We start from the raw sequence: 13335 nt of genomic DNA on the forward strand, positions 1-13335 counted from the left end.
AAAAGAAAAAATATGGCATTGAAGATGATAACAAATAAAATTTTTTCAATCGAAAAAATTTATTTTGATTATTCAATTTTGAAAAACTGAATACCTCAAAATCAGAAAGAGAGCGGCCAAGCACTTTGAGGGATTGGCCGCCTTGTCCACCCATCCAGCGGGACAGCGGGCGGAGGTCAAGGCCGGGTGTAAACCCGTTCATTTCAGCCTTGACGGTTGCCCGTTGTCCTGCTACTTTTCCGGGAGTGTGGCCACAACTTCGGGACACTTTGTCCACAAGTTGGAGCGTAGGACGAGGAACTGGGGCTTTCATATACGCCCTGTCTGCTGATGAGTCCAGACCTGCGCTTGCGGCTCCACGCCACGCAAGCACAGCCCTGTTTTCCTGCCGCTTCAAATGCCCTTGCCCTCCCCGGCGGCAACGGCATTTTCACGGCAACGCCGGCAGAGCGTATAACACACTACACTTTGCTTCGCAAAGTCGTGTGCCAAATGGGGGCGTTGCCCCCTTTGGAAACCCCCACAAGAAAAGGCGGTACGCTACCCCTCCACGGGGCGCATACCGCCTTTTCTTGTTATCCAGCCCTCCGGCTGTATCGGTTGAGCAAAAGTCCGCGTGGGATTGATGTGGTATCTTTAACTTTGGGAAACTCCAGATTCCCATTTTGAAACGGACTGCCTTGAAACATTAATCTTTTCTGCTAACTGCTCCTGCGTCAGGTCCATTCCTTTCCTTAATGTCAATAATCTTTCTGAAAATTCCATACCCATATCCTCCTTAGATTTGATACCGTAACTGTACCAAACTTCCTGGTTGCATTCTATATAGTCGGCTGTATGACTGCGCAACCAGTGGTTGATATCTGCGGAACCGGGCCTGCACGGCTAAATAGTTACTGATTTTCTGACTGTATTGGCTGTCCGTATTGTAATCTTATCTTTTACACCTGCACTGGCTGTCTTTGACCACCAGTTTGTCTTTTGATAACACTTTCGGTCAAATGACCAGAAGACAACATTTTTATAATGATAGACTTTCTCATATTCCTCTTTAGGATTTCCAATCTCATCATAAAATTCCTCATAAGATAAAGGAGGCATCAGAAATATAATATTATCGTATATTTCTTTATTACCAGTTCCCCACCAGCTAGGAGCGTGATTTAATCGTTCATTTAATTCTTCCTGCAGAATAACAAAAACAGGAATATCTAAACTGAAGTTTTCCTTTATCATTATGGCGATTTTATCCGCAAACACATTTTGCTCTTCAATAACACTTGAAAAAGCAATATTGCCACTATTAAGATATGTCACGACCTCTGCAAATCCAAGTTCTGCAAGTCCCTTTTTTAACTCAGCCATAGATATCTTGTTTTTCCCACTTACATTAATTCCTCTTAAAAAGGCGACATATCTTTTCATAGAACGTTTTCTCCTTAAATTGTTAATACAAATATTAGTCGGGATTCAGATGCAGCCAAACAGTCTGTCGTCTTCATATGGAGTAATTCGCCGGTCTATTCTTCCCAACTATCAAATATATACCCTATTCTATCACAAATCACATCGGAAAGTCATTGTATTTATTCTGCAGCAGTTCACCCTTCCCGTTTGAATCCTGATAATGAGATTAGGCTGCTATTGAGATATATGAACTTGAAGAAGCTCCTCTTGACAGGCTGATTTACTACTTAAGAAATGGGAATAACAAGAATACAATGACTCAGGACTTTTTTCGTCATTATCATCTCATTCTTTTTCCATAATAAAGTTTGTAAGCATAATTCCCTGGCGCGCTACCTGCTGTTCTTTGATTACCTTATATCCTCTTTTTTCAAAGAAAGGTCTTGCTGTGATTGAGGCATGGGTTATTATTTTCCCTTGAACCGCCTGTTCCAACTTATTACAAAGAGCAGTTGCCACACCCTTATTCTGATAATCCTTATGAACGTATAACCGATCAAGGTATCCCGTATTATTCATATCCCCAAAGCCTATAATTCTTTCATCTTCAACTGCTACAACGGTATCATGTTCCTGGAATGACTGATTCCACTTTCCCAAATCCACTCTGCCTGTTGCCCATACATCTAATTGTTCTTTTGTATAATCTTTTGCATTCACTGTATGAACTGTATTATAAAACAGCTCTGCCATCTCTTCACAATCCGATGGCTGGTATGCTCTGATCCTCATCTTCTATCTCCTACAGTACTGATTTTTCAAATTCATACCCGTATTTTAAGAGTATATTAATTAAATTTTATCATAATCATATTGTAAAGTCATTTCTTTTCTGTCTGCAGGAGCGTACTTTTAATTAATTGAAGTAATTTTAAAATTTTCCTACTATTCTTCATTTAGAATTACATAGATAAATGCAAGATATTATATAATATACCGATATTATTGCTAGTAGGCTTGTTTGTAAAGAAGTAATATTCAGAACACTTCCATTTATCAGGATTATATATCAACACTCTCCCGGTGCAATTATGAAATATTAATGAAAAATCCAAAGACTTCATATGTGTTGCGGGTAAGATTTCTTTTTCAATTTCAATAACATATTTAGAGTTTATAAAATCATTTTCTAATATACATATTAGAGGGATACTTATCTTTATATTTTGCCATCCAAATGAATCTAATATATTGTTGTAAAAGCCATCAAAAATAAACTTATTCATACCAATACTGTCTTTCCATAAATATAAAGGTGAATACTGATTGTGGCTGCCTTTTTCCTCACTCTTATTTTCAGTTATGAGATAAGCCTTAAATAATAAATCCTGAAATCCATCTGTTTTCTTTCCATTAACAGCAACTCTTTTTCTAATAGTATTCATATCATAATCTTCTGGTAATAAAATTTTATACTGCATTGCAATCATTTGTCACTCCCTCTTTCTGAAACAATTTTAGTTTTCTTCCAAATATAATTATACATTTCCTTTTTATGAGTGTATAATAGTTGCTGATGATAATTGCTATCATTTTAAATGATGGAGGTGTTGATTGTGGAAAGTTTAGAATTAAGGATATTTCGAGAAGTTGCCTACGTAAAATCTATTACCAAAGCTGCTGAGAATATGGGATATGTACAATCAAATATTACTGCTCACATCAAAAAACTTGAAACTGAATTAAACACAACTCTATTGATACGTAACAATAAAGGAGTCACACTGACACATGACGGGGAAAGGCTATTACTTCAAGCAGAAAAGATAATCTCTTTATTGGATGAGACTTCCCGTTCCTTTAAAAGCAGTGAAAAATCTTTAAAAATCGGTGCTACACAAACAGTAGCAGGTTATCTGCTGCCACAATGTTTAATGAAATATAAAAATAAATTTCCAGATGTATCTATTTCAGTTTATACACTTAATCAAAATATTTTAAGTGCACAATTAGGGAAAGGACAACTGGATTGTCTTATAACTAATCGTTCACAAGATATTATACAGGGGAAACAAGTTTTTCAATATCCAGAAGAATTATTACTTATTGCACCTATCTCATGTCAATACCTTGATGAAGTACTAAGATACCCTATTATAACGAACGGTATTGAATCTTGCCCATACAGAAAAATTCTTTTGAATTGGTGGTATTTACATCAATCCAATTTGCCAGACATAATAGAACTAGACACTGTAGAAGCAATCCTGAAGTTGGTTTCTAACGGTGGTGGTTTTTCTTTGTTGCCTAAAAATGTTCTATGTGGCAGACAGGATATTAGTACTTTTATTATTGAAGAATTGCAATCCACATCAATTCATATGTGGGTTGCAAAAGATAAACATCCCTCTGAATACACTGCACTGAAAGATATTCTGGAAGAAGAATTAGAATCTGGTTAACCCATGCTCAAACTTCCTGCCCTTGTTCCATTCATTTGATATAAAGATTTTCGATATCTCCATCTACAAATCCGATTCCAACCCCACTTCTGCTTTTCAAAATATCCGCATATTCACCATGCTTAAGATATTCCTCTATTATTGAAATCATTTCTTTCAGAACCCTCTCCCATCTACCAGGCTGGTTCCAGGTAAAGGGCATCTCTCTTGTATTAAAATCAGTGATTTCATCGCAAGGCCAGTCATCGTCTTCAATATCAAACTTTCCCGAACCGATTAACTCCATCGACCAGTTTCCATCACCATCATCGTATAAATTAAGACAAAACGCAGCGGTTTCCTCAGGAATCTCCTGTCTCAGAGCATTATTTAACCAAATTGATACTTCATCATACATAACCAATCCCTCACTTTTGTTTTCCAAACCCCATTGCAGCTAAATAGACACCGACCAGCATTTCAGCAATAGACACTCCCATTAGAATCCCCGCGAATATATCCTTTACATTACTTCCCCCTATCAAATAATGAAGAATCAATAATGCGAACCCCATAATAATCAGTATTAAGCCATATAATGACGTCCTCTGATTTTCAAGGGCCTGTGTTCTTTTTATCAGGTCAAGTATTTGAGAATCATCGTAAGTGCGGATGCTGCTCTCTGCTGCTTCCTCGCCATCTAAAAGTTCGGCTATGGTAATATCTAATTCGGCACATAACGATTCAATTACGCTGTAATCCGGCATACATTTTCCAGTTTCCCTTAGTTAAAAATATCACTCATATTTATTTAATCAACCTTACCAATAAAGCGGTAATATATTTCAATTTCCTGTGTACGTTCCCCATTTTCATCTGCCTGGGGCGCATGAATGAGTATCTTCTCAATCATGGCATTCAATAATGGTGCAGTCAGTTCTTTTGGTACAGAATATTCCTTGAATAGCTCAATCCATTTCTCCGCACCCACCATTTCCTGCTCCATCTTCTGTAATTCATCTCTCAGACTTGTTATCTGCTCTTCCAACTCCATCTGTTCCTGCTGATATCGCTGGACAGCATGACGAAGTTCCGTTATCTTCTCATTTGCCCTGTCCTCATACATTTTCATAAACAGACGGTCAACTTCTTTCTGGCGGTTCTCAGCCTTTTTCAGTGCAGATACGGCTTTCTTCTTCGCATGGATTCTTTCTACATTTCCAGCCTTTTGTATCTTCTTCAAGACCTTTTCCTCGTCCTGACGGACAGCTTTCGCCCAGTATTGCAATCGTTCCAGTACCGCTTGATACAACACATCATAGCGAATGTAATGCATAGAACAGTAGCCTTTCCCGAACTGCCCGTAAAAGCTACAGGCAAAATAGCTGTATGGGTTCTTGTTCGCCTTATTTGTGCCATACCGCATTGACCAGCCACAGTCCGCACATTTCACAAGCCCTGCAAATATCTGTGTGGTGCTGTCTTTCCGCTTCCTGCGTCTTGCTTTTATCTGTTCCTGTACTTGATAGAAGACTTCTTTTTCTATGATAGGTTCATGGGTATCCTCTACCCGGAACCATTCACTTTCCGGCTTCCGCACCTTTTTCTTACTCTTGAAAGAAACGGTAGACTGCTTATAATGCACACTGTTTCCGATATAGACCTCATTTTTCAATATGGTCTTGACCTGTGCGATTGTCCATGCGTACCGCTTGCTTTCGGGTTCATCCGCAAAGATATGGGCAAACGTGCCGTATTTCTGGAAATTAATCCATGACGGGGTAGGGACTTCCTCTGAAATCAGTTGCTTTGCGATTTTTGCACCGCCACAGCCCTGTGAGGCAAGCTGGAAAATCTTTTCCACTATCCACCTTGTTTCTTCATCAATCAGAAGTTTTCCTTTGTTTTCAGGGTCTTTCCTATAGCCTAGTGGAGCATAAGCACCATAGTAAGCACCCTCCGCAAATTTGACCTTGAATGCGGATTTGACCTTACGGCTGGTGTCCCTTGCCACCCATTCATTGATGATGTTCTTAAACGGCGCAATCTCACTGTCGCCTTTCTCACTGTCTACACCGTCATCAATGGCAATATAGCGCACATTATGGCTGGGGAAATACAGTTCCGTATACTGACCTGTCAGAATATAGTTCCTGCCGAGCTGGGAAAGGTCTTTCGTAACTACGCAGTTGATTTTTCCTGCTTCAATGTCCGCTATCATGCGCTGGAAATCGGGTCTTTCAAAATTCGTCCCCGACCATCCATCGTCTATGTATTCATCTATGACATTCAGATGATGTTCCCTTGCGTAAGAGCGAAGCATACTCCTTTGTGTGGTGATACTGGAGCTTTCCCCCTGTAACTCATCATCACGGCTCAGTCTGAGATAAAGTGCAGTATTGTAAATCATTTGTTTCATTGTCAGTTATCCTCCTAATCATAACCAACCCATGCTTACAATACCTGCTTGCAGATAAAGTATAACATGGGTCAATTTCAACATTCAATCTATTTCATTGCTATCTGCACAATTTCTTATGTCGCCCGCTTCGCCTTTTCCAGCATGACATCTGTCAGCAGTTCATCCAGCATCTTTCCTTGTTTTGGGAAATGCTCTTTCACGATGATGTGGGTTTTCCCACAGGCAATACGCTTTGTTACAGGGCTTTTTTCCTCTGTGCGCTCTGCTTTCTCTAAGACATCCTCAATAACACAGCCCTCCTTTCGCTTTTGGTGTTCTCAGGCAGTCAGACGGCTTGTGTCAAAAGCCCACGGCATGAAAGCCCTGTATGGTTCTCATACAGCCGTACCCATTGTGTGCGACGCTTCTAACGCTCGGACTGTGGCTGTACGGGAGTATCATTACCTGACAGGACAGGTCATGGCGGGAAAATGGACAAATTTCCCTGTGGACATGATAAGGGGAAACGCTCGCTTACCAGAATAAGGTCATGGCGTATCACTCCAACGGCTCACTGTCTGTCAAAGGTATCTGACTGCTGTATTCAACTATCAAAGGACATGGAAAAGGAACTTCTCCTTTTCATACCGTAACTTCCCACAGAATGCTGTTTTGTTGCGCTTTTAAAGCAGATTTTCTTTTTTCCTTTTCCACTATTAATACGGTTTGCAGGTACGCATTTGGCAATCTTGCAAGAAGAAATTAAAAAATACCGTCATTCTCTTTTTGAGGAACAGCGGTATCAATCATATCTTCTACGGCAGTTGTCATCTGCCTTATGCGTATTCTGTGGGCTTCCTTTAGTTTTGCCTGTTTTAATATATCTTCCAGCAGGTGGGTGCCGTTTTGTTCTTCTATCCTGTGGATGGTTACAAGGCTGGGTGCCGCCTGACGTTTCAGCCATTCCACAGTTCGCTCCATTGTATAGGGTTCTGCCCTCATTTCCAGCCCTATGGGCTTCCTGTCCTTTCCGGTGAACCATTCCCATATAGGGTCTATGGTATCTGTTTTGCAGTCAATAAAACGTATCTGCCTGTTAATGATCGTGAACACCACCTGTTCGGGACTGCGTGTTTCCAGCAGGTCACGGACTGCCTTTTCCGCTTTCTTATCAGTCAGGCGTATCTCAAAGCGGTTCTTGATGTCTGTCTGGATGTGTTTGTTTTTCTGTTCCTTGTCTTTTTGATACAGGCAGAAATACTGGGAACTGCCCCGAGAACCGATATACAGGGTACTTCCTTTGTCCCTGTCTCTTTTTACCTTACTGCTGAGTGCGCCAGCGTGCATGGCTTCCCATTTGCGAGAACGTGTGAGTAGCTCCCCGTTACTGCATTTCTCAATCAGCAGGGGGACATCCAATAACCCCGCCACATCATTGACCGCTAAGTCCAGCCGTTTGATGATACCACCAGCATTGATACAGGCTTGTAGGGAGTCATACCAATCCCTGTTTTGAACCTGTAGGAATGTTTCCAACTGTCGGCATCCCTTTCCCTTTAATTCCAGCAGAAGCCCTTTTGTATCGTCCTGTGAAACCATCAGGGTAATATCTCCGTAAGAATACTGTTCCTTGTAGCCGTAAAAGGCATAGTCCTCATGGAGCAGATAATCCGGTTTGATTTGCAGGATATTTCTTATGGTTTCCCCTGCGTCAGTGGTGGGGAAGCGGACACGGAGATAATCAATCAGGAGGAACAGAGGGGTATCATAGGAAAACAGGAGCAGTGTCGCAAGTAGTTTTTCCTTTAGACTGTCACTGGCATGGGATTTGCCTGTTTCAAGTTCATTGAGGTACTGTCTTGTAATGCCGGACAGATAGGCAAGCCGACCTTGTGAAATGCCATAGGACAGACGTTCTTTTTTTAGATGTTCTTTAAATTCAATATCGTTCATTCTGTATTCCCTCCAATCAAAAAAGCATATGCCATTTTGACATATGCTTTTTTGATTATTTATTTTGTTGTTATCCATAAACTGGATTTTATTGCTTTACATTTTAATATTTTTATTGAATAGTATCGTATACTTTTATAAATGCACTTAATATATATATTAAAAATATGTAATCTAAATCATCTTTACTTTCAATTCTATCCCCTAAATTGCACATTACATCTAACATATGATGAAAATATGAATGATGTTCTAATTCTGCTTTCAAACTAAAAATTTCATAAAGTGCGATTTTGTCATCATCAGACACCTTTTCATCTACTGCTTTAGCCATTGCACTAACACTTTCACGCTTTTTAAATCTTGCTGCACCTGTAATTTTCATACCGTCAAACAGATTTTTCCCATCCCAGTCATCATTCAACCTTTCCCCAAAATATTCCTTTATTAATCTAGGATTTTTCATTATATAGAGATACTCAATTACTTGTTCAGACATATTCCTAATTGTAAAATCAATATATCTATTACTAAATCCATTGTTCTCCAATTTATAAATTGTTTCTATATCTTCCATCAAGCATTCTGATACTACAAACGATAACATCTCTTTTGAATCAAATGATAGTTGTGATTTTACTAGCATCTCTCGAAAGCGTTCGTTTTTTTCTCCAGCTCTTTTTACAAAATTATTATATAGTTCATAAAAATCTTTTTTCATTTTCACACCGCCTTTGTTTTCATTAAAACCACTAATTACATTATAAATTCTAAAGTGCTATCACTTCATCTTCATAAACTATCATTCAAAAAAATGCCTTTCACTTATGACTCGGCCAATTCAAATTTGCTTATCAGATATATTTTATCATAAGCATACCATAAAATCATTTCTTTTCTGCTTGCAGGAGCATACTCGTCAGCCCATAGTTCATCAAGGGTGCTGGCGCATTGCAAAGCAACAAGCCCTTGACAAACCATGCTCTGACAAGTCTTTGATAATCAAGCAGATAAAGGAAATGTATGCTGTAGTTTACAGCAAAACTTTAATTTATCATCAACGTATAAGTTTTGAATAAAAAACAGGTGTCAACTCAACCGTATCAGTTAACACCCATTTTTCATCATCTAAAGTAGCGTTTTACCCCGTAAATTCAAGGGATTTTGTACTTACTGTTACTTGTTTCCAGTTTCCTAGTGCCCCCCTGTTAGATACCGGGGGCTGTCGTGCGGGGCAAGCCCGCACGAAAAGGCGGAACTTGCGGTTTGTGACCGCAAAACCCGCCAGTCGTGTCTTTCCCTGATACGCCAGACACTCTTTATGTACGCTCTGAATAGCTGGCATTGAACCGATAACCGATACCACGGACGGTCAAAATATATCGGGGGTGCTTCGTATCCTTTTCTATCTTTGCCCTCACTCCGCTTACCAAAGACGTAATACTGCTGTTGGTTTCCTGCATGTAATGGTCGCCCCATAAAATCTCATACAGATAGCCATATTTGAACACCATACCTTTATGGCTGGCTAAGAGATAGAGCAGACTAAACTCTCTGTAATTGAAATCTAAAAGTCTGCCGTCCTTTTTAACAGATAACTCCTGTGGATCGACCACAAAATCATCAAAAGTAAGAACAGGTTGATATTTAATTTCTTTTCTAGGTTGAAATTCGTATTGTTTCAACAGATTAACGACTTCATGGAATGCCTTTTCATCTTTATTATCCTTGAATGAGATAACGAGCATTTTCCCCATTTACATCAACCCCTTTTAATTATAAATCTATTCGCACTTTATTAACGTTATGGCTTATTTTCATTGAATTTATAGCCAATACCCCAGACAGTTAAAACATATATGGGTTTATCAGGGTCAGGCTCGATTTTTTTGCGTAGCTTTCTGATGAATGAGGTTAGATTCCTTGTATCTGTAATATAATCATTCCCCCACACATTGTCATAGAGCTGTTCTTTGGTAAATACTTGTCCTTTATGGGAATATAGAAAATATAACAGGTCAAATTCTTTAGCGGTTAAGTACAATGGTGTCCCCGAACAATCTTTGAAAGTTCTTGTGTATGGATTGAGTTGAATTTCATTTGTATCTGTCGTTATCATTCTAGGTTTAATTACAGTTTCTGTAGTTAGCCATTCAAGTGTTTTTTGAAATATCTGTTCTTCTTTATCTGTAAATTCTAGAATTATTATTTTCTCATTATTACCACTCCTTTATATAGATTTATTTTGCGAAAAATTCATTATATGCTCTCTCTTTTATACCCTATTTCCCAAACATTTTATCTGAAAAACAAAAAGCACTAATAGACTTATCGTTATACTGAACAGTGTTATCAATTTTGGAATTCCAAGAGTACCATCAATAATAGGGAATATATTGAGGACGCTGCTCTCACTAATAATTTCAAGTTGACAAAACGTCCAATACCCCAAAACAGACAAATACCCGATAACGTCACTATTTCCTGCCTGTGAAAAAACAAGCCCAAGAGACCCCATAAAAATAGCATATAGCACTGTTACTGAAATGTATTTCCAAAATGGAAATACGCAGTGATATGTTTTCATTACAAAAGCAAATACAAAAATCATAACAGCGGTCAATAGAATACTGCATATCAGACGAATGCTTACACTTTTCATATATGACCATGATTTTGTATAAATAATTTCTTTGATACCTGTTTCTAATTCTCGTTTTGTTACTGGTATCAAAATAATCGCTCCAACCAGAGCAAGAGACTGCCCCAACACTTCCGCTGACTGTATGTTATCTAAGTTTGAAATACCCCTTATGATCGGAATGATGAATAAATAGGCGATACCCAACAATAAACTATTTTTGAAAGTGAGAAGAAAATCTATTCTTAAAAAATCTAAAATGTTTTTGCAGAAAATGTTCATAATTGAATTCTCCACCTCTTTTCTTGCTATATATTAGGATCGACAATCCTACCAGTATCAAAGAAATGACAGCATACAGCCCCCTATTCAAACAAATAAGAGTAAAATCCCGACTTATTATTTCAGAGCCGCCTAATACATTATGGCGTATCATCAATGTGAAGATACTGGTATCTCCGGATAGCCCTGTAACAGCCCCGTCAACGAACCACCATACAAATTGTATTAAAATTGCGACGGGTGTTGATGTTAAAATTGTGAGAAACATTCCCAATGATGTAACAATCATTGCCGTAGGCAACAGCCACCATATCATATATTTAAAAAAGGCAAACAGATCGATTGCAATACTCGTATCCGCTGAATACCTCATTAATGGAATTAAGGACTCAAAGCTCAAAAGAACCACTGGTAACATAACAGCCGTAAGCAAAGCTAAAAACCGAATAGAAATAAATCTTGCTGTTCCTGTTGGTTTACAGTCTATCAATTCATTCATACAATTCCTTCTATCTTTTAACCAGAAAATAACAGCTACAAAAACAGGGTACAGCCCTAATGCTCTTGTTATGTAATCACAAAACAATCTGGCAAAAGCATTACTTACTTTATCGTCATAAATTGTTTTGTTGTATTCATCCATTGCTTCCTCATAGGTCATTTCAGACAAACCATAATATTGTGTCAGATTTTTCATGGAGTAGTTAGAACCTTTCCCAATAATATTTTCTGCTTTCTCCATTAGCGTCTGAAATCTTTCATAAGACACTTGAGGTACGAACTGTTCTGTATCATCCTGTCCAGTATCTATGCCGTCACTGTCCCCCATTTTAAAAGTAAAATTTCCGTTCCCATCCTGATTCGCATTTTCTCCAAAATGTATAATACTACCATTTACAGCGGGGAAGTAATTTTCTGGAAGATGATTGATCTGCTGTTCATTCAATCCTGTTATCTCTGTAATAATATCTAAGATTTCTTTTTGTTCTTTGTCGCTCAAAACAACCTCTTTGTAGTAAGTGAACGGGTAGGTGGAGTAAGAATTTTTTAGATACTCTACTATTAAAATATCTGTACCACCACACATAATTTTTTCTGGTACTTCTTTCTTTTTCATTCCATAACTTTCTGCTCCTCTTTCTGGCTTTTTCAAGAAAGAACCACCTGCTATTTCAGAATAAATAGAAGTATCACTTTCTTTAGCCGAAGATATTTCTTTATTTGTTACCCCATAGAAATTGTCATACCAGCTAAACAACAGAGGCCCAATAAATAAGAGATACACGAAGCTGAAACAAATTCTTTTCAATTCCTTTAAGAAATACATTTATTTCACCCCCTGTTTATAATTCGATATCAAAAAGATATAACTGTCCTCAAGCGTAGGCTCACAAGCAATCCAATCTTTCTGCGGAGTACCACCAGATAAAAATCTACAGGATATATCCGTTCCATTTTGATGAACATTGATAATATGGTACATCTGCTTAAACTTTTCTAATTCATTTTGCATAAGCGTAGTGGTATATACTTTTCTTTCTCCCAATTTTATCAAGTTACCAATCTGTCCCTCAAAGATCACTTCTCCAGAACATAAAACCGCTGTATTAGAACAGGTCGCTTCTATATCGCCCGCTATATGCGTAGATATTAAAATGATTCTGTCCATAGCAAGCTCTGAAAGAAGATTATAAAAACGTAATCTTTCTTCGGGGTCTAGTCCAGCAGTTGGTTCATCGATAATTAAAATCTGGGGATTATTTAACAAAGCCTGCGCAATTCCAAAACGCCGTTTCATACCACCAGATAAATTCTTAAACCGTTTATTTTTTTCCTGTTCCAAATGAACTTGTTCTAATAACTCATTAATACGCCGCCTGCGGATATTTTGGGGGAGTTCTGATAAGACTGCAAGATACTCCAATGCAGAATACACGCTCATATTTGGATATACCGAAAATTCTTGTGGGAGATATCCTATCATTTTACGAACTTCTTTCTTGTCTTTAATATCAATCCCATTCATTTGGATTGTTCCTGATGATGGATTCAACATGGTTGCCAGTATACGCATCAGCGTTGTTTTTCCAGCTCCATTTTCTCCTAACAATCCATACATACCAACTGGAATATGTAATGAAATATCCTTTAACACACTTTGTTTTCCATATTTTTTATTCAAGTGTTTGATTTTGATTTCCATAAAAAAA

The 13335-nt window shown here is 38.2% G+C and carries 16 protein-coding genes; 1 reads left to right on the forward strand and 15 read right to left on the reverse strand.

The annotated features are described in order from the left end of the window. From HGO97_RS23815 to HGO97_RS15330, 5 genes are all read right to left on the reverse strand, one after another. Positions 1-397, reverse strand: a 397-nt coding sequence (locus HGO97_RS23815; protein WP_246597474.1) for a hypothetical protein, incomplete at its 3' end; no start/stop codon positions are given. A gap of 239 nt (positions 398-636) precedes the next feature. Then, positions 637-765 (reverse strand): helix-turn-helix transcriptional regulator, encoded by a 129-nt coding sequence (locus HGO97_RS15315; protein ID WP_330654272.1) that lies wholly within the window; start codon positions 763-765, stop codon positions 637-639. 120 nt (positions 766-885) lie between these two features. After that, entirely contained in the window at positions 886-1425 is a 540-nt protein-coding gene (locus tag HGO97_RS15320; RefSeq protein ID WP_216243422.1) for a DUF1697 domain-containing protein, read from the reverse strand. Between the two features lie 327 nt (positions 1426-1752). Next, positions 1753-2199 carry a GNAT family N-acetyltransferase gene (locus HGO97_RS15325; protein WP_216243425.1) on the reverse strand — a complete coding sequence of 149 codons (447 nt, stop codon included), beginning with the start codon at positions 2197-2199 and terminating at the stop codon, positions 1753-1755. Between the two features lie 170 nt (positions 2200-2369). Beyond that, positions 2370-2897, reverse strand: coding sequence for a DUF4865 family protein (locus tag HGO97_RS15330; RefSeq protein WP_216243427.1), 528 nt, complete (start codon positions 2895-2897; stop codon positions 2370-2372). Between the two features lie 126 nt (positions 2898-3023). On the opposite strand from HGO97_RS15330, the gene HGO97_RS15335 reads away from it, so the two are divergent. After that, positions 3024-3869: a LysR family transcriptional regulator gene (locus tag HGO97_RS15335; protein WP_216243429.1), complete on the forward strand. Its 846-nt coding sequence runs from the start codon at positions 3024-3026 to the stop codon at positions 3867-3869. 31 nt (positions 3870-3900) lie between these two features. Here HGO97_RS15335 and HGO97_RS15340 read toward each other — a convergent pair whose 3' ends face one another. The 10 genes from HGO97_RS15340 to HGO97_RS15385 all read right to left on the reverse strand — a co-directional run bounded on the left by HGO97_RS15340 (position 3901) and on the right by HGO97_RS15385 (position 13328). After that, on the reverse strand, positions 3901-4293 hold the full coding sequence (locus HGO97_RS15340) for a hypothetical protein (RefSeq protein WP_216243431.1): 393 nt from the start codon (positions 4291-4293) through the stop codon (positions 3901-3903). Further along, entirely contained in the window at positions 4277-4615 is a 339-nt protein-coding gene (locus HGO97_RS15345; RefSeq protein WP_216243433.1) for an XRE family transcriptional regulator, read from the reverse strand. Before HGO97_RS15345 ends, HGO97_RS15340 begins: the two co-directional genes overlap by 17 nt. Before the next feature lie 44 nt (positions 4616-4659). Next, the gene (locus HGO97_RS15350; RefSeq protein WP_216243434.1) at positions 4660-6267 is read right to left on the reverse strand and encodes a recombinase family protein; all 1608 of its coding nucleotides are present in this window, start codon (positions 6265-6267) and stop codon (positions 4660-4662) included. A gap of 744 nt (positions 6268-7011) precedes the next feature. Continuing rightward, positions 7012-8202: a replication initiation factor domain-containing protein gene (locus tag HGO97_RS15355; RefSeq protein WP_216243436.1), complete on the reverse strand. Its 1191-nt coding sequence runs from the start codon at positions 8200-8202 to the stop codon at positions 7012-7014. Positions 8203-8314: 112 nt separating this feature from the next. Further along, the gene (locus HGO97_RS15360; RefSeq protein ID WP_216243439.1) at positions 8315-8923 is read right to left on the reverse strand and encodes a hypothetical protein; all 609 of its coding nucleotides are present in this window, start codon (positions 8921-8923) and stop codon (positions 8315-8317) included. A gap of 598 nt (positions 8924-9521) precedes the next feature. Continuing rightward, a complete protein-coding gene (locus tag HGO97_RS15365; RefSeq protein ID WP_216243441.1) occupies positions 9522-9959 on the reverse strand; it encodes a winged helix-turn-helix domain-containing protein in 438 nt (145 codons plus the stop codon). 47 nt (positions 9960-10006) lie between these two features. After that, the gene (locus tag HGO97_RS15370; RefSeq protein ID WP_216243443.1) at positions 10007-10321 is read right to left on the reverse strand and encodes a winged helix-turn-helix domain-containing protein; all 315 of its coding nucleotides are present in this window, start codon (positions 10319-10321) and stop codon (positions 10007-10009) included. 156 nt (positions 10322-10477) lie between these two features. After that, positions 10478-11125, reverse strand: coding sequence for a hypothetical protein (locus tag HGO97_RS15375; protein ID WP_216243445.1), 648 nt, complete (start codon positions 11123-11125; stop codon positions 10478-10480). Continuing rightward, positions 11058-12452 (reverse strand): ABC transporter permease, encoded by a 1395-nt coding sequence (locus tag HGO97_RS15380; protein ID WP_216243447.1) that lies wholly within the window; start codon positions 12450-12452, stop codon positions 11058-11060. Before HGO97_RS15380 ends, HGO97_RS15375 begins: the two co-directional genes overlap by 68 nt. Continuing rightward, positions 12453-13328: an ABC transporter ATP-binding protein gene (locus HGO97_RS15385; protein WP_216243449.1), complete on the reverse strand. Its 876-nt coding sequence runs from the start codon at positions 13326-13328 to the stop codon at positions 12453-12455. Positions 13329-13335: the final 7 nt, after the last annotated feature.

It is taken from the genome of Faecalicatena faecalis, assembly GCF_012524165.2.
GTDB classification, from domain to species: domain Bacteria; phylum Bacillota; class Clostridia; order Lachnospirales; family Lachnospiraceae; genus Faecalicatena_A; species Faecalicatena_A faecalis.